Here is a 17039-nt window from a genome sequence, read left to right as displayed (position 1 = left end):
GGGGCGGCGTCAGAACAACACGCTCATGAACGCGCCCACCTCGCGGAAGCCGACCCGGCGGTACGACGCACGCGCCGCCGTGTTGAAGTCGTTCACGTACAGGCTGACCACGGGCGCGACATCGGCCAGCGCGTAGCGCAGAACGGCAGCCATGCCGGTCTCGGACAGTCCCTGGCCGCGGAATTCGGGGGCCACCCAGACGCCCTGGATCTGGCAGGCCCGCGAGGTCGCGGCGCCGATCTCGGCCTTGAAGACGACTTTGCCGTCCTCGATGCGGGCGAACGACCGGCCCGCCGCGACGAGTTCGGCGACCCGCGCCTGGTAGAGCAGCCCGCCGTCGCCCGCGAGCGGCGAGACGCCGACCTCCTCGGTGAACATCGCCACGCACGCGGGCATGATCACGTCCATCTCGGCCTTGCGGATGCGCCGGACGCGGGGGTCGGGCCGGACGTCGGGCGAGGGCTGCTCGGTGACCATGAGCGGCTGGTGCGGGCGTACTTCGCGGGCGGGGCCCCAGCTGGGTTCGAGCAGCCGCCACAGCTGCCTGGTGCTCTCGGCGGGGCCGACGATCGACGAGCAGCGGCGGCCGGCCCTGCGGGCGCGGTCGGCGAAGCCGCGTACCGCTTCGGGGGTGGCGCAGATCGGGACCAGGTTGGCGCCGGAGTAGCAGAGCGAGCGGAGGCGGCCGTCGGCGTACCAGCCCCACATCTCGCCGCCGAGGCGCCACGGGTCGAGGCCGGCGGCCTGGACGCGCGAGGTCACGAAGGCGTTGGCGACGGGCTCGCTTTCGAGGATGGCGAGCGCGGCGCCGAGTTCGCCGGGGTCGAGGACCCGGGTAGTGGTCTGAGTCAACACGTGAGGGGCCTCACCGTACGGTCTTCTGATCTCCGCACTCTACCGGGCGTGTCCGCGGGGCGTCGCCTACGGAACGGAGCCCCGCCGGTGGGGGCGGGGCTCCGTGTCGTCGTTGTGCGGGCGCGTCAGCCGACGGAGACCGCCGGCTCGCCGGACATGACGCCGTCCTTCTCCATCTGCTCGGCGATTTTCATCGCCTCTTCGATGAGCGTCTCGACGATCTTCGACTCGGGCACGGTCTTGATGACCTCGCCCTTGACGAAGATCTGGCCCTTGCCGTTGCCGGACGCGACACCGAGGTCCGCCTCACGCGCCTCACCAGGACCGTTGACGACACACCCCATGACGGCGACGCGCAGCGGCACCTCCAGGCCGTCGAGACCGGCGGCCACCTGGTCGGCGAGCTTGTAGACGTCGACCTGCGCGCGGCCGCAGGACGGGCAGGACACGATCTCCAGACGCCGCTGCTTGAGGTTGAGCGCCTCCAGGATCTGAAGGCCGACCTTGACCTCTTCGACCGGCGGCGCGGACAGCGAGACCCGGATGGTGTCGCCGATGCCCTCGCTCAGCAGCGCGCCGAAGGCCACTGCGGACTTGATCGTGCCCTGGAACGCCGGACCGGCCTCCGTCACACCCAGGTGCAGCGGATAGTCGCACTGCGCGGCGAGCTGCCGGTAGGCGTTGACCATCACGACCGGGTCGTTGTGCTTGACCGAGATCTTGATGTCACCGAACCCGTGCTCCTCGAAGAGGGAGGCTTCCCACAGCGCCGACTCGACGAGCGCCTCCGGGGTGGCCTTCCCGTACTTCTGCAGCAGCCGCGCGTCGAGCGACCCGGCGTTCACACCGATGCGGATCGGGGTGCGGGTCTCCAAGGCCGCCTTGGCGATCTCCTTGACCTTGTCGTCGAACTGCTTGATGTTGCCCGGGTTCACCCGGACCGCCGCGCAGCCGGCGTCGATGGCCGCGAAGACGTACTTCGGCTGGAAGTGGATGTCCGCGATCACCGGGATCTGCGACTTGCGCGCAATGGTCGCCAGCGCGTCCGCGTCGTCCTGGGTGGGACACGCCACCCGTACGATCTGGCAGCCCGAGGCCGTCAGCTCCGCGATCTGCTGGAGCGTCGCGCCGACGTCGGACGTCCTGGTGGTCGTCATCGACTGCACCGAGACGGGCGCGTCCCCGCCGACCGCCACTGATCCGACCTGGATCTTGCGGCTGACCCTACGGTCGGCGAGCTTCGTCGGAACGGACGGCATTCCGAGAGAAATTGCAGTCATCTGCTGTGCAACCCCAAGGTGTGGATCAAGGTCCCGAGATCGGCGGGCTCCGGACATCGAGGTTACGTCACCGCGAAAGCCCGGAGCACACCACGTCTGCGAGTCCGCTCAGGAGATTCGTACCGGATTGACCACATCCGCCACCAGCACGAGCGCCGTGAAGCAGATGAAGATCCCGGCGACGACGTACGCGACGGGCATCAGCTTGGCGACGTCGAAGGGGCCCGGGTCGGGCCGCCGGAAGACCTTCGCCACATTGCGCCTCAGCGACTCCCACAGGGCTCCCGCGATGTGCCCGCCGTCGAGCGGCAGGAGCGGCAGCATGTTGAAGAGGAAGAGGGAGAGGTTGAAGCCCGCGACGAGGTACAGCATCATCGCGGCGGTGTTCTCCATGGGCAGCCCGAGCCCGAGGATCTCGCCGCCCACGCGCGCCGCGCCGACCACGCCCATCGGGGAGTCGGCCTTGCGCTCCTCGCCGTTGAACGCCGCGTTCCACAGGTCGGGGACCTTGGACGGCAGGGCGATGAGCGAGTCCACACCGGACTCGATCATGACGCCCATCCGGTCCACCGAGTCGGTGAAGGACAGCGGCGTGACGGCCATGCCGGGGCCGAAGCCGAGGTAGCCGGCTTCGACGTACTGATCGGCGACGGGCTGGCCCTGGGCGTCCTTCTTGGCCACCTTGTTGGCGATCAGGTTCGCGTGGAGGACCTTCTCCCGGCCGTCGCGCTCGACCGTGATCGTGGCGGGGCCGATGGTCTCGCGAATGCGGTCCGAGAGGGTGGTCCAGTCCTCGACGGGCTTGCCGTTGAAGGCGACGATCTTGTCGCCTTTCTCCAGGCCGGCGGCCTTGGCCGGCGACGCGGGGTCGCCCTTGCGGCAGTCGCGGTTCTCGCTCTGCGCGACCACACAGGGGACGACCTGGTCCACCGTGGTCGTCTGCTGGTTCAGACCGATCGTCATGAAGACACCGAGGAAGATCGCCACGGCGAGGATCAGGTTCATGAAGGGTCCGGCGAACATGACGATCACGCGCTTCCACGGCTTGCGCGTGTAGAAGAGGCGCGTCTCGTCGCCGGGCCGCAGTTCCTCGTACGCCGCCGAACGGGCGTCCTCGATCATGCCGCGCCACGGGGAGGTCGACCTTGCCTCTATCTTCCCGTCGGTTCCCGGCGGGAACATCCCGATCATGCGGATGTAGCCGCCGAGGGGGATCGCCTTGATGCCGTACTCGGTCTCGCCCTTGTGGCGCGACCAGATGGTGGGTCCGAAGCCGACCATGTACTGCGGCACGCGGACGCCGAAGAGCTTGGCGGTCGAGAGGTGACCGAGCTCGTGCCAGGCGATGGAGATGAGCAGCCCGGCGAAGAAGATGACTATCCCGAGGACCGTCAACAGGACCGTCGTCATGCGCGAGCCTCCGCTGTTGCCTGTGCAGCTGTCTGTACTGCGATTTCACGGGCCCGGGCTCGTGCCCAGGTCTCGGCTTCCAGGACGTCCGCGACCGTGAGCGAGGTTCCCGTACGAGGGGTGCCGTGCTCGGCCACTACTTCGGCGACCGTATCCACGATTCCCGTGAACGGCAGCCGTCCCGCGAGAAACGCGTCGACGCACTCCTCGTTCGCGGCATTGAACACCGCGGGGGCCGTGCCCGCGAGCCTACCGACGTGACGGGCGAGTGCCACGGAGGGGAACGCGTCGTTGTCGAGCGGGAAGAACTCCCAGGTCGACGCCTTGGACCAGTCGAAGGCGGGGGCGGCGTCCGGGACACGCTCGGGCCACCCGATGCCGATGGCGATCGGGCCACGCATGTCGGGCGGCGTCGCCTGGGCGAGCGTCGAGCCGTCGCTGAATTCCACCATCGAGTGAACATACGACTGAGGGTGGACGACCACCTCAATGCGGTCGAAGGGAATGTCGTAGAGGAGGTGCGCCTCGATGACTTCGAGCCCCTTGTTGACCAGGGTGGCCGAATTGACCGTGATCACCGGGCCCATCGCCCAGGTGGGGTGCGCGAGGGCGTCCTCACGGGTGACATGCGCCAGTTCGGCCTTCGTACGTCCGCGGAAGGGGCCGCCTGACGCGGTGACCACGAGCTTGCGTACGTCGGAGCGGGTGCCGCCGGCCAGCGCCTGGAAGAGCGCCGCGTGCTCGGAGTCGACCGGGATGATCTGGCCGGGCTTGGCGAACGCCTTCACGAGGGGGCCGCCGACGATCAGCGACTCCTTGTTCGCGAGCGCGAGGGTACGGCCCGCTTCGAGGGCGGCGAGGGTGGGGGCGAGGCCGATGGATCCTGTGATGCCGTTGAGGACGGTGTGGCACGGGGACGCGGCGACCTCGGTGGCGGCGTCGGGCCCGGCCAGGATCTCGGGGAGCGGCTCTGTGGTCCCGTACTGCGCCTTCAACGCCTCGCGCAGCGCGGGCACGGCGTCCTCGCGGGCGACCGCGACGGTACGGACCCGCAGCTGCCGCGCCTGCTCGGCGAGCAGTCCGACCCGGCCGCCGGCCGCGGAGAGCGCGGTGACGCGGAAGCGGTCGGGGTTGCGGAGAACCAGGTCGATGGCCTGGGTTCCGATGGACCCGGTGGAGCCGAGGACGACGATGTCCCGGCGGCCTTCGGACGGGTCGAAGGCGATGTGCGGGTCGGCGAGGGGGGCTGGGCTGTCGCTCATGACCCCCATTGTTGCCGCAATGGCTCACCGGTTGGACAGCACGTCCCGTCGATCCGGGTCACTTGGGGCCCACCGCCGCCCGGAACTTCTCCCACTGGGCGTCGGTGACCTCCTCGGGCACGCCGCCGAAGTCCTTGGTGTCGGTGATCTCGCCGCGGAAGGAGAGGGTGGCCGAGCCGGAGCGTACGACGGTGAGGTACTCGTGGAGCTTGAGCTTGCCCTTCACGTCCAGAATCGTGAAGTGGTACGCCCTGGCCTCGTCCGCGCCGGCTCCGAACTCGGGCGCCTTGACCGGCTCCACCTTGAGGTACTTCCCCTTCGCGACGGCACGCACCTCGGTGAAGCCGTCGGCGCACTCCTCGCCGGCCTTGTCGAGCGCCTTCATGACGCGGGCGGCGTCGCCGCCTCCGTACGAGCGGAGCTGGACGGCGACGGTGAGGCCGAGCATCTCGTCCGGGACGTCCGCCTGGCGGTTGACCTCACTCTTCAGGTCGTAGTCGGTCACGTCGGCGGCGAGGCTGACGAGGGGCTGGCAGACGGCGGGGTCGGCGGTGTAGTCGTCGCCGTGGGGCGCGCCGAGGGTGTACTCGGACGCGGTGTACTTGCCGACCGTCTCGCCGTCGGTGAAGGAGGCGGCGGTGAGCTGCGCCTCGGTGAGCGCCTTGGGCCCGGTGGCGCTCGCGGTGGCCTTGCTCTTACCGCTGGGCTTCTTGTCGTCCTGCCCGCCGCCGTCGCCCTCGCCGCCGCACCCGACCGCACCCGCGAACAGAAGTCCGCCCACGGCGAGGGCCACCCCACGCCGCCGCCTGTTGTGCCTTCCCGCCCCGAACATGCGTGACCCCTGGTTCTGTTGACGCGTGGGTGAGGGCACGATTGTGGTGCATGGGTGCGGCTCGCGCCACAGGCGCCGCCCCCGGTCGCCCGTACGAGAAGGAGCTCTCCGTGACCACCGACCGCATCAGTCCGTTCTCCATCGCAGGTGAGCGCGAGACACTGCGCGCCTTCCTGGACTTCCACCGCGCGACGCTCGCCATGAAGTGCGAGGGGCTGACCGACGAGGACCTGCGCGAGCAGTCGATGCCGCCGTCGACGCTGTCGCTGCTGGGGCTGGTGCGGCACATGGCGGAGGTGGAACGGGCGTGGTTCCGGCGGGTGATCAACGGCGACGACATACCGCTCGTGTGGTCGGACGAGGGCGATTTCCAGGCGGCGTACGACGCGAGTTCCACCACCCGGTCGCAGGCGTTCGACGCCTGGCAGGCGGAAGTCGAGCACGCGCGCCGCATCGAGGCGGAGGCGGAGTCGCTGGACGTGACGGGCGTCTGGGCGAGGACGGGCGAGGACGTGTCCCTGCGGGTGGTGATGCTGCACATGATGCATGAGTACGCCCGCCACAACGGTCACGCCGATTTCCTCCGCGAGGCGATCGACGGAAGCGTCGGCGTGTGAGGCGCGGCGAGCGCCTGACGGGTCACCAGGCGCGCTGAAGCGCCGCGAAGGCCTCGTGGAAGGCCGGGAAGGTTTTCCGTACACAGCCAGGATCGTCGAAGGTGACGCCGGGTGTGGTGCGCAGTGATGTGACCGCGAAGGACATCGCCATGCGGTGGTCGCCGTGGGTGGCGATCTCGGTGGGGCGGGGCGTGCCGGGGTGGATTTCGATCCAGTCGGGGCCGGTGGCGACCGTGACGCCCATCCGGCGCAGATTCTCCGCGCACGCCTCCAGCCGGTCGCACTCCTTCACGCGCGTGTTGGCCACGTCCTCGATGCGGACCGGTCCCGCGGCGTACGGCGCGATGGCCGCCAGCGTCGGCATGGTGTCGGAGATGTCGCGCATGTTGACGGTGAGGCCGTTCAGGGTGCCGGTGCCCCGGACGGTGGTGCTGTCGGGCGTGACGCGGACCTGCGCGCCCATCCGCTCCAGTACGTCGACGAAGCGCAGGTCCCCCTGGAGCGCGCCCGCGCCGAGCCCGGGGACCGTGACCTCGCGGCCGGGCGAGAGCGCCGCCGCCGCGAAGAAGTAGCTCGCGGTGGAGGCGTCGGGCTCGACGGCGTACGTCGTCGCGCGGTAGCCGCCGGGCGGGACGGTGAAGGTGTCGCCCTCGCGGGTCACTTCGACGCCGAAGCCGCGCATCATCGCGAGCGTGATCTCGACGTACGGCGCCGAGACGAGGTCGGTGACGGTGATCCGCAGGCCCTCGGCGGTGAGCGGGCCGAGCATCAGGAGCGCGGTCAGGTACTGCGACGACTCCCCCGCGTCCAGGGTCACTTCACCGCCCTTGATGCCGACGGCGGCGATCCGCAGCGGGTGGTGGCCCTCGGCCTCCTCGTGGCGCAGGTCGACGCCGAGCGCGCGCAGTGCGTCGGTGAGCGGGGCGAGCGGGCGGCGGCGCATCTGCGGGGACGCGTCGAAGCGGTACGTACCGGACGCGCCGGCCGCTGCGAGCGTGGGCAGAAAGCGGGCGGTGGTGGCGCCGTCGCGGCAGTAGACGTCGGCCTCGCTCACGGCCGGGCCCTGCGGGCGCCCCTCGACGCGCCAGGCGTCGGGCTCCCGGTCCACCCGGTACCCGAGCCGGCCGAGCCCCTTGGCGAAGCCCTCGGTGTCGTCCGAGCGCAGCGGGCGCAGCAGGGTGGTGGTTCCGGCGGCCGCGGCGGCGAGAAAGAGGGCACGCGCGGTCACGGACTTGGATCCGGGGATGTCTACGACGGTCACGCGGCCCATCCTGCCGGGTACGCGGCGGCGGACACGGGCTGTTTCGCCCTTTGGACGACGGGGGTCGGCGGTCGGCCGCCGACCCCGGTCACACACGGTCCGCTCAGCGGATCGGGCGGTGGACGTTCTCCCGTTCGGAGGGGCCGGGTGCGGCCTCCGCGATCCAGGGGCCCTCGCCGCTCGGGTCGACGATGCCCTGCTCCAGCCAGGTGTACGTACCGGACAGGACGCCCTTGACGACCTTGTTGTCGAGGTCGTCGGTGTTGGTCCACAGGCGGTTGAAGAGTTCTTCCGTCCGGATGCGGGACTGGCGGCAGAAGACGTCGGCCAGTTGGTACGCCTCGCGGCCGTGGTCCGTTGTCGTACGCAGGAGTTCGGCGCGTACGCACGCCGCGCTGATCGCGAAGAGCTCCGCGCCGATGTCGACGATGCGGCCGAGGAAGCCCTGCTTCGTCTCCATGCGGCCCTGCCAGCGTGACATCGCGTAGAAGGTGGAGCGGGCGAGCTTGCGTGCCGTGCGTTCGGCGTAGCGGAGGTGGACGGAGAGGTCCGGGTGGCCGGGCGGGTGGAACTCGGCGTACGAGCGCGGGAGCTGACCGGGGCCGGTCACCAGCTTCGGGAGCCACTTGGCGTAGAAGCCCGCCGCGTTCGCGCCCGCCTTCGCCTTCGCCGACAGCGGCTTGTCGGGGTCGATGATGTCGCCCGCCACCTTCAGGTGGGCGTCGACGGCCTCGCGCGCGATCAGGAGGTGCATGATCTCGGTCGAGCCCTCGAAGATGCGGTTGATGCGCAGGTCGCGCAGGATCTGCTCGGCGGGGACGGCCCGCTCGCCCCGCGCCGCCAGGGAGTCGGCCGTCTCGAAGCCCCGCCCGCCGCGGATCTGGACCAGCTCGTCGGCCATGAGGCAGGCCATTTCGCTGCCGTACAGCTTGGCGAGGGCGGCCTCGATGCGGATGTCGTTACGGTCCTCGTCGGCCATCTGCGAGGAGAGGTCGAGGACGGCTTCGAGCGCGAAGGTCGTCGCGGCGATGAAGGAGATCTTCGAGCCGACGGCCTCGTGGTAGGCGACCGGCTTGCCCCACTGCTCGCGCACCGACGACCACTCGCGGGCGATCTTCAGGCACCACTTGCCGGCGCCCACGCACATCGCGGGCAGCGACAGGCGGCCGGTGTTGAGCGTGGTGAGGGCGATCTTCAGGCCGGCGCCTTCGGGGCCGATGCGGTTCGCGGCGGGGACCCGTACCTGGTGGAAGCGGGTGACGCCGTTCTCCAGGCCGCGCAGGCCCATGAACGCGTTGCGGTTCTCGACGGTGATGCCCGGCGAGTCCGCCTCCACCACGAACGCGGTGATGCCGCCCTTGTGCCCCTCGGACTTCGGCACGCGCGCCATCACGACCAGCAGGTCGGCGACCACCCCGTTCGTCGTCCAGAGCTTCACGCCGTCCATGACGTACGAGTCGCCGTCCGGCACCGCCGTCGTCGCGAGCCGGGCCGGGTCCGAGCCCACGTCGGGCTCGGTGAGGAGGAAGGCGGAGATGTCGGTACGGGCGAGGCGCGGCAGGAAGGTGTCCTTCTGCTCCTGCGTGCCGAAAAGTTTGAGCGGCTGCGGTACGCCGATCGACTGATGCGCCGACAGGAGCGCGCCGATGGCCGGGTTCGCCGAGCCGACGAGCGCCAGGGCCTTGTTGTAGTACACCTGGGTGAGGCCGAGGCCGCCGTACTTGATGTCGATCTTCATGCCGAGCGCGCCGAGCTCCTTGAGCCCGTTGATCACCTCGTCGGGGATCTTCGCGTCGCGCTCGATCCGCGCGCCGTCGATCTTCGTCTCGCAGAAGTCCTGGAGCTTGGCGAGGAAGGCCTCGCCGCGCGCCGCGTCCTGGGGCGGCGGCATCGGATGCGGGTGGATGAGGTCCATGCGCAGGCGGCCGAGGAACAGTTCCTTGGCGAAACTGGGCTTGCGCCAGTCCTGTTCGCGCGCCGCCTCCGCGACCTGGCGCGCTTCGCGCTCGGAGACCTTGGGCTGCTGGGTCGGTTGTGCGGACATGAGGAGCTCACCTCGCCGCGAGTCGTGGCCCGGTCGGTCGCATTACCGACCGGTTTTACTCGACCGTATCTACCCGATTCCCGGCATCCTCACCACCCCTGGCGCACCGATCGGCGACGATCGGCGTTCGCGGCACAAGGGAACGGCCGGAGCCCCCGCACAGTGGGCTCCGGCCGTGGCTCAGGTGTCGTACGAGGTCAGAGGGCGAGGCCCGTGAGGACCATGACCCGCTCGTACGTGTAGTCGTCCATCGCGAACCGCACACCCTCGCGGCCCACGCCGGACTGCTTGACGCCGCCGTACGGCATCTGGTCCGCGCGGTACGACGGGACGTCGCCGACGACCACGCCGCCGACCTCCAGCGCGCGGTGGGCGCGGAAGGCCGTCTGGAGGTCGTGCGTGAACACGCCCGCCTGGAGGCCGTACTTGGAGTCGTTGACCGCGGCGAACGCCTCGGCCTCGCCCTCCACCCTGCGCACCGTCAGGACCGGGCCGAAGACCTCCTCGCAGGAGATCGTGGTGTCGGCCGGTACGTCGGCGAGAACGGTCGGGGCGTACGACGCACCCTCACGCTTTCCGCCGGTGAGCAGGGTCGCGCCCGCCTTGACGGCCTCGTCGACCCACGCCTCGACGCGCTTGGCGGCGTCCTCGTTGACCAGCGGGCCGACGTCGGTGGCAGCGTCGTTCGGGTCGCCGGTGACCTGGGCCTCGACGGCCGCGACGATCTTCGGGACGAGACGGTCGTACACGGACGCGTCGGCGATCACGCGCTGCACGGAGATGCAGGACTGGCCGGCCTGGTAGTTGGAGAAGGTCGCGATACGGGTCGCGGCCCAGTCCAGGTCCTCGTCCGAGGCCCAGTCGGCCAGGACGACGGCCGCGCCGTTGCCGCCGAGCTCCAGGGTGCAGTGCTTGCGCGGGACGGAGTCCATGATCGCGTAGCCGACGGTCTCGGAACCGGTGAAGGAGATGACGGGCAGGCGCTCGTCCTGGACGAGGGCCGGCATCTTGTCGTTGGCCACGGGGAGGACGGACCAGGAGCCGGCCGGGAGGTCCGTCTCGGCGAGCAGCTCACCCAGGATCAGGCCGGACAGCGGCGTCGCGGGCGCCGGCTTGAGGATGATCGGGGTGCCGACGGCGATGGCCGGGGCGACCTTGTGCGCGCACAGGTTCAGCGGGAAGTTGAACGGCGCGATGCCCAGGACGGTGCCGCGGGGGAAGCGGCGCGTCAGGGCGAGGCGGCCGGTGCCGCCGGCGTCGGTGTCGAGGCGCTGGGCCTCGCCGCCGTTGAAACGGCGGGCTTCCTCGGCTGCGAACCGGAACACGGAAACGGCGCGGCCGACTTCACCGCGGGCCCACTTGATCGGCTTGCCGTTCTCCGCGGAGATGAGCTGCGCGATCTCTTCGGTGCGCTCGACGAGGCGCTTGCTGACGTGGTCGAGGGCGGCGGCGCGGACGTGCGCGGGTGTGGCCGCGAACTCGGCCTCGACCGCGTACGCGGCGGCGACGGCCTCTTCGACCTGCGCGTCGGTGGGGATGCTCACCGAGCCGACGAGCCGGCCGTCCCAGGGGGACGTGACGTCGAACGCGTCCTCGCCGGTGGCCTGGCGGCCGGCGAGCCAGAAGGCGTGGGTGGAAGTCATATCGTTTCCGGCCCTTCCGAGGGGGTGGGTGCTGATGTCCACCACGGTAGGGGTGCGGAGGCCGCAGGTCGTTTGTCCGAGGTGGAGTGCTGCGGGTCGCGGGGACGCCGGTTTGGAGGACGACACGCCGTTACGCCTCCGGCTGGGGGGCGGGGACGCGTGGCGGGGGTGGGGTGCGGGGTGCGGGGTGCCTGCGGCGCTGTTCCCCTACCCGCCCCTTCCCGAACTGGGGGCATGCCCCCAGACCCCCGGACGGGCTGGATTTGCCGCGCAGCGGCAACTCTCAGCCCCTCCGGCGTTTGAGGAGCGGGGTCTGGGGCAGCGCCCCGGCACCCCCCATCAGGCGGAGCCGGACCCCGTCCCCGATGTTGCCTTCAGCGCCAGCCACAGCTCCATCCGTACGTCCGCGTCGTCCAGCGAGCGGCCCAGGATTTCCTCGACGCGCCGCATGCGGTAGCGCAGCGTATGCCGGTGGACGCCCAGGTCCGCCGCCGCCGCGTCCCACTGGCCGTGCCGCGAGAGCCACGCCCGCAGGGAGGCGATGAGGTCGCCCCGGCCCTTCGCGTCGTGCTCGTGCAGGGCCCGCAGCGTGCCGTCCGCGAAAGACCGGACCGCGTCGTCCGCCAGCAGCTGCATCACCGAGCCGGCCGCGAGCTCCTCGTGCTCGACCAGCGCACGCCCCCGCCGCCGCGCCACCGAGAGCGCCTGTTCGGCCTGCTTGTACGCCCCGACCGCCGCTATCGGCCCGGCCGGCGCCGAAAGGCCGACCACCAGCTCGTCCTCGTCCGCCGGCTCGTGCGGCCGCGCCGAGTCGCCGCGCCGTGCCTCCGCATGGGCGAGGCACGCGCGCACCGCGTCTCCTCCGTCCGCCGCGAGCACCACAAGCCGGTCGCCGTCCGGCACGGCCAGAACCGGCTCCCCGGCCCGCAGCGCCGCCGACTCCATCGCCTCGGCGAGCGCGTGCAAGGGATCCGACGTCGTAGGCGCGCCCTCCGTCTCCGCGGCCGCCCGCTCGGCGATGAGGAGCCGGAAGGGGGCGTCCAGCAGCGCCCCGTACAGGTCGCCGGCGACGGCCCGCGCATGGTCCGGTTCCCCCGCCAGCAGCATCCGCAGCACCGCCGCACCGAGCCGCTGTTCGGCGGCCTGCAGGGACCGCGACCGCTCCGTCGTCAGCGTCAGGAGCGCGATGGCCGAGTGGACGGCGTACCGCTCGGCCGTCCCCAGCGGGGCCCCGGTCCCGACCGCCAGTACGCCGCGCACGCGTCGCCCCGCGCCCAGCGACTGCAGCTCGACGCGGTCGTCCGCCTCGGCGTCGCCGTCCGCCCCGCCGCCTCCGACGACGGAACTCGCCGGCGCGGGCCGCTCCCGCAGCCGTTCCACGTCGGCCGTGAGGCGGGCGGCGCGGCGCGCGGCCCAGTCGGGCGCGGCGGCGACGACCGCGCCGGAGACGTCGTACAGCGCCGCCCAGCCGTTCACGTGCGAGGCCAGGCGCGCCAGCAGATCCCCCGGGCCGTCGCCCGACAGCGCGGCCTTCGTCAGCTCGCGCTGCGCCTCGAAACCGGCGGTCACCGCGCGGTACTGGTCGGCGGCGTTCGCGGCGGACACGGCCTTGCTGATGGCGATGAAGGGCGTACGGCGCGGCACTTCCAGCAGTGGCAGCCCCTCCTCCGTCGCCGCGTCGACGAGCGCCTGCGGAATGTCGTCGTAGTGGACGCCGATGGCGAAGCCGAGCCCCACGACACCCGCGCCGGCCAGCCGCCGCACGTACCGCCGCATCACTTCCGGGTCCTCGGCTTCGAGTTTCACGGCGGTGACGAGCAGCAGCTCGCCGCCCTCCATGTAGGGCACGGGGTCGGGGAGCTCACTGACGTGGGCCCAGCGCACCGGCGTGTCCAGCCGGTCCTCCCCCGCGCGCACGGTGAGCTTGAGCGCCGAATGGTGGACGAGGGAGGCGAGGGTGGGCGGCATGGACGGTTGACCTTAGGACGGAGGATTTTTCGGAAGTTTTTCGCCGTCGCGTATGAACGGCTCATATCGATTCTGCCAGGGCGTACGGGTCTCCGGCACCGCGCGCCGCGCCATTCAGCTCCGCAGGTCCACCAGCAGCGGCGGCGCGTGCTCCCCCCGCACCGTCGTCAACGACAGCACCGCGTGCCCGGCCGGCACCGAATGCGCCAGCTCCGACGCGGACCACCGCTCGCGCTCGACCTTCCGTACCGTGATCGCGTCCGTCGTCACGGCCTTGCCGGTCACGATCCGCCGGAAGACGTGAAGGGCCCGGGTCAGTGGCTGGTCGGCGAAGACCGTCCGGCTCGTCACGTCACGCGTCTCGACCCACTCGGTCCCCCACGCCTCCGCGAACCGCTTCCCGTCCCAGGTCGTGACTCCCGAGAAGGCCATCCGGCACCCGACCGCGCCGAGCAGCGCCGCGTGCAGGTTCTCCGGTACGTCGTCGAGCGACCGCAGCGTGATCACGGCGCCCGCGTGGGCCGACCTCAGCCGCTGGATGCCCCGCACCGTCTCCGCGGTGATCGCGCGCGTCGCGTCGTCCAGTACCAGGCAGGCGAAGAGCGAGCGGTCGGCGCGGTGCGCGGCGCTCGCGGTGAACTGGGCGAGGACGAGCCGCGCGAGCATCCGCGACGCCTCGGCGTGACCGCGCTCGGGCAGGTCGATACGGACCCGCAGCGGATGCTCCAGGGAGCGCAGCGAGAAGGGCCGCGCCGAGCCGCTCGTGTCGAAGAACGAGGCGAACGCGGGCCGGTCGAGCAGCGCGACCCGGTCGGCGAGAGCGATACCGGGGTCCCCCGGCGTCCCCGACTGCCGGGCCCGCGCGTCGAGTTCGCGCTGGAGGGCGTACTGCGTACCGTCGTCGAGCGCCCCGCGCAGCGCGGCGAGGGCGGTCGGTACGCCGTCGAGCAGCTCCCGCAGCTCGGGTACGGAGGGGAAGCGGCCGTAGGCGCCGCGGAACGGGCCGAGGAGCTGGGCGAGGGCGGTGGCGGCGCGGCGGCTGTCGACGTCGGGAAGATCGCCCACGAAGCCCTCGGCGAGTACGGCTGCGGCCTCGTCCGGGTCGGTGGTGCCGCCGTACAGGTCCAGGTCGTACGCGGAGGCCGGGTCGCCGAGCTTGATGACGACGTCGTACGCCTCGTCCGGGCCGAGCAGCGCGCCGGCCGCCGCGACGGCGATCACGGCGGCCTGGCCCGCGAGCGCCTGGAGGGCGAGCGATTCGACGACGGGCCGTACGAGGGACCGGGTCTTGCCGGTGCCGGGCGGGCCGACGGCGACGAGAGAGGTTCCGAGCAGCTCCGGGTCGAGGGCGAGGCCGGTGCCGCGGCGGGCGTACGGATTGCGCTCGCCGGGGTGGACGGTGCCGAGCCTGACCTGGCGGGCGCGGAGGTCGTGCGCGGCGGCGCGTACGGGCAGGTCGCGCGCGCCGGAGGGGTGGGTGCAGGCGGCGGCGCCGTTGCGCAGGACGGTGTCCGTGAAGGCGCTCAGCCGGGACGGGTCGGCCTGGACGGACTGCCAGGCGCGGCGGATCCGGGCGTAGTCGACGTCGTTCATCCGCCCGGACCTGGCTTCCTCGGCGAGCCTCGCGGCGGCCTCGGCCTGGCCTGCGCCGCGCAGCTCGGGCCACTCGGCGGGGTCGGCGGCGGAGCCGGGTTCGGTGCGGGGGTCGGGGACGGGGCCGGCCGGGCTGGGCTTGGGGAGGAGGTAGCGGCGTACGACCTCGGCCCAGCGGCCCATGCGGCCGAAGGCGACGGCGAGGAGGAGGGCGAAGAGGCCGTAGTAGAGGTACGACACCCAGACGTACGCCATGTTGCCGCCGTCCTCGCGCCACGATTCGGGGGTGAACCAGAACAGCGGCCAGAGCCAGAAGCTGATGTAACCGTTCCAGCAGAGCGACCAGATCAGCAGGGCGGTGAGGAGCGAGATCAGGGCCCCGCTGACGAGCTGGCGCCCGGGGATCGTCTCGGGCTCCTCCGCGGGGCGCGGGACATGACCGTACGACCAGACGCCGGGGCCGTCGGCGTTGCGTGGCGTGCGAAGCCATTCGGTGAGGGTCGGGCCGGTGGTGGGGGCGTGGGTGGGGGCGGGCGGTACGGCGGGTGGTGCGGAGGGGGGCGGGCCGGCGGGGTGCGGTACGGGGTTGGTGGCGCGGGTGGTGGCGCGTGCGTCGGGTGTGCCGGTGCCCTCGGTGTTCATGTGCTGCCCTGCCCCTCATCCCCTGACCAGCGTGTGCGCAGGGCCTCAATCTAGTGCCCGGCGCTGGGCAGTTCACCGCCCCGCGCGCGTGGGCGGGGGGCATGTCGCCCGCGCCCGCACGGCCCCCAGCCGCCCGCCGCTATGTCCGCCACGGACAAGGACACGCCCCCACTTCTCCCGAACGGAACATGCCACCCCCCACCCACCACCCCTAGCCTGCGAAGTAAAGAAGCGTCCGGAACACCCCCAGGAGCCCCCCATGACCGCAATCCCGCAGGAGCGCCGCGTCGTCACCGCGATTCCCGGCCCGAAGTCGGCAGAGCTGCAGGCCCGGCGCACCGCCACGGTCGCCGGTGGCGTGGGCTCCGTGCTGCCCGTCTTCACCGCGCGCGCGGACGGCGGCATCATCGAGGACGTCGACGGCAACCGCCTCATCGACTTCGGCTCCGGCATCGCCGTGACGTCGGTCGGCGCGTCCGCCGAGGCCGTCGTACGCCGTGCCTCCGCGCAGCTCCAGAACTTCACCCACACCTGTTTCATGGTCACGCCGTACGAGGGCTACGTCGAGGTCTGTGAGGCGCTCGCCGAGCTGACGCCCGGCGACCACGCCAAGAAGTCCGCGCTGTTCAACTCCGGCGCCGAGGCCGTCGAGAACGCCGTCAAGATCGCCCGCGCGTACACCAAGCGCCAGGCGGTCGTCGTGTTCGACCACGGTTACCACGGCCGTACGAACCTCACGATGGCGCTGACCTCCAAGAACATGCCGTACAAGAACGGCTTCGGCCCGTTCGCCCCCGAGGTCTACCGCGTCCCCGTCGCCTACGGCTACCGCTGGCCGACCGGCGCCGAGAACTGCGGCCCCGAGGCCGCCGCGCAGGCCATCGACCAGATCACGAAGCAGGTCGGCGCCGACAACGTCGCCGCGATCATCATCGAGCCGGTCCTCGGCGAGGGCGGCTTCATCGAGCCCGCCAAGGGCTTCCTGCCGGCGATCGTGAAGTTCGCCAACGACAACGGCATCGTCTTCGTCGCCGACGAGATCCAGTCCGGCTTCTGCCGCACCGGCCAGTGGTTCGCCTGCGAGGACGAGGGCATCGTCCCCGACCTGATCACCACCGCCAAGGGCATCGCGGGCGGTCTGCCGCTCGCCGCCGTGACCGGCCGCGCCGAGATCATGGACGCCCCGCACGGCGGCGGCCTGGGCGGCACGTACGGCGGAAACCCGGTGGCCTGCGCCGGCGCGCTCGGCTCCATCGAGACGATGAAGGAGCTCGACCTCAACGCGAAGGCCAAGCGGATTGAAGAGGTCATGAAGGGGCGTCTCGCCACCATGGCCGAGAAGTTCGACATCATCGGTGACATCCGTGGCCGCGGCGCCATGATCGCCATCGAGCTGGTGACGGACCGCGACACCAAGGAGCCGAACGCGGCCGCCGCCGGCGCCCTCGCCAAGGCGTGCCACGCCGAGGGTCTGCTGGTCCTGACCTGCGGCACCTACGGCAACGTGCTCCGCTTCCTCCCGCCGATCGTCATCGGCGAGGACCTGCTCAACGAGGGTCTGGACATCATCGAGGCGGCCTTCGCCGGCGTCTGACCGGGTTGCGACCTGTGAAGAAAGGGTGGGGGGCCGAT

Annotated in this window: 12 protein-coding genes; 2 read left to right on the top strand and 10 right to left on the bottom strand. The window is 71.4% G+C overall.

All coding sequences use genetic code 11. The features are described from left to right. Positions 1-9: 9 nt before the first annotated feature. From J7E91_RS28365 to J7E91_RS28345, 5 genes are all read right to left on the bottom strand, one after another. Positions 10-855, bottom strand: coding sequence for a GNAT family N-acetyltransferase (locus J7E91_RS28365; RefSeq protein ID WP_308377380.1), 846 nt, complete (start codon positions 853-855; stop codon positions 10-12). A 125-nt stretch (positions 856-980) separates the two neighbouring features. Beyond that, positions 981-2135, bottom strand: a complete 1155-nt coding sequence (gene ispG / locus J7E91_RS28360) for a flavodoxin-dependent (E)-4-hydroxy-3-methylbut-2-enyl-diphosphate synthase (protein ID WP_214909437.1) — start codon at positions 2133-2135, stop codon at positions 981-983. Positions 2136-2243: 108 nt separating this feature from the next. Then, positions 2244-3545, bottom strand: coding sequence for an RIP metalloprotease (locus J7E91_RS28355; protein WP_214909435.1), 1302 nt, complete (start codon positions 3543-3545; stop codon positions 2244-2246). Next, positions 3542-4807: a 1-deoxy-D-xylulose-5-phosphate reductoisomerase gene (gene dxr, locus J7E91_RS28350; RefSeq protein WP_214909432.1), complete on the bottom strand. Its 1266-nt coding sequence runs from the start codon at positions 4805-4807 to the stop codon at positions 3542-3544. Before dxr ends, J7E91_RS28355 begins: the two co-directional genes overlap by 4 nt. 58 nt (positions 4808-4865) lie before the next feature. Continuing rightward, entirely contained in the window at positions 4866-5588 is a 723-nt protein-coding gene (locus J7E91_RS28345) for a hypothetical protein (RefSeq protein WP_214909430.1), read from the bottom strand. Positions 5589-5749: 161 nt separating this feature from the next. On the opposite strand from J7E91_RS28345, the gene J7E91_RS28340 reads away from it, so the two are divergent. Beyond that, positions 5750-6256 (top strand): DinB family protein, encoded by a 507-nt coding sequence (locus tag J7E91_RS28340; protein WP_308377376.1) that lies wholly within the window; start codon positions 5750-5752, stop codon positions 6254-6256. A 22-nt stretch (positions 6257-6278) separates the two neighbouring features. On the opposite strand, the gene aroA is transcribed toward J7E91_RS28340, so the two are convergent. From aroA to J7E91_RS28315, 5 genes are all read right to left on the bottom strand, one after another. Beyond that, a complete protein-coding gene (gene aroA, locus J7E91_RS28335; RefSeq protein WP_214909426.1) occupies positions 6279-7517 on the bottom strand; it encodes a 3-phosphoshikimate 1-carboxyvinyltransferase in 1239 nt (412 codons plus the stop codon). A gap of 103 nt (positions 7518-7620) precedes the next feature. After that, complete coding sequence (locus tag J7E91_RS28330) at positions 7621-9561, bottom strand: acyl-CoA dehydrogenase family protein (RefSeq protein ID WP_214909423.1); 1941 nt, start codon at positions 9559-9561, stop codon at positions 7621-7623. A gap of 197 nt (positions 9562-9758) precedes the next feature. Then, positions 9759-11204, bottom strand: coding sequence for an aldehyde dehydrogenase family protein (locus tag J7E91_RS28325; RefSeq protein WP_214909421.1), 1446 nt, complete (start codon positions 11202-11204; stop codon positions 9759-9761). A gap of 339 nt (positions 11205-11543) precedes the next feature. Then, a complete protein-coding gene (locus J7E91_RS28320; RefSeq protein ID WP_214909419.1) occupies positions 11544-13172 on the bottom strand; it encodes a PucR family transcriptional regulator in 1629 nt (542 codons plus the stop codon). Between the two features lie 114 nt (positions 13173-13286). Continuing rightward, a complete protein-coding gene (locus tag J7E91_RS28315) occupies positions 13287-15407 on the bottom strand; it encodes an ATP-binding protein (RefSeq protein WP_214909417.1) in 2121 nt (706 codons plus the stop codon). Positions 15408-15666: 259 nt separating this feature from the next. Here J7E91_RS28315 and gabT point away from each other — a divergent pair, with 259 nt between their 5' ends. After that, positions 15667-17001, top strand: a complete 1335-nt coding sequence (gabT, locus tag J7E91_RS28310; protein WP_214909415.1) for a 4-aminobutyrate--2-oxoglutarate transaminase — start codon at positions 15667-15669, stop codon at positions 16999-17001. Positions 17002-17039: the final 38 nt, after the last annotated feature.

Origin of the sequence: Streptomyces sp. ISL-99, assembly GCF_018614005.1 — a bacterium.
Lineage (GTDB): Bacteria > Actinomycetota > Actinomycetes > Streptomycetales > Streptomycetaceae > Streptomyces > Streptomyces flavidovirens.
Note: the sequence above shows the minus strand (reverse complement) of the source record. Positions and strands in the feature narration are given on the sequence as shown.

What these genes read in the sequence shown, in the direction of transcription:
- ispG (WP_214909437.1), bottom strand. Translation starts at nt 2,135, where the DNA reads ATGACTGCAATTTCTCTCGGAATGCCGTCCGTTCCGACGAAGCTCGCC.
- gabT (WP_214909415.1), top strand. Translation starts at nt 15,667, where the DNA reads ATGACCGCAATCCCGCAGGAGCGCCGCGTCGTCACCGCGATTCCCGGC.
- J7E91_RS28320 (WP_214909419.1), bottom strand. Translation starts at nt 13,172, where the DNA reads ATGCCGCCCACCCTCGCCTCCCTCGTCCACCATTCGGCGCTCAAGCTC.
- dxr (WP_214909432.1), bottom strand. Translation starts at nt 4,807, where the DNA reads ATGAGCGACAGCCCAGCCCCCCTCGCCGACCCGCACATCGCCTTCGAC.
- J7E91_RS28355 (WP_214909435.1), bottom strand. Translation starts at nt 3,545, where the DNA reads ATGACGACGGTCCTGTTGACGGTCCTCGGGATAGTCATCTTCTTCGCC.
- J7E91_RS28315 (WP_214909417.1), bottom strand. Translation starts at nt 15,407, where the DNA reads ATGAACACCGAGGGCACCGGCACACCCGACGCACGCGCCACCACCCGC.
- J7E91_RS28325 (WP_214909421.1), bottom strand. Translation starts at nt 11,204, where the DNA reads ATGACTTCCACCCACGCCTTCTGGCTCGCCGGCCGCCAGGCCACCGGC.
- J7E91_RS28330 (WP_214909423.1), bottom strand. Translation starts at nt 9,561, where the DNA reads ATGTCCGCACAACCGACCCAGCAGCCCAAGGTCTCCGAGCGCGAAGCG.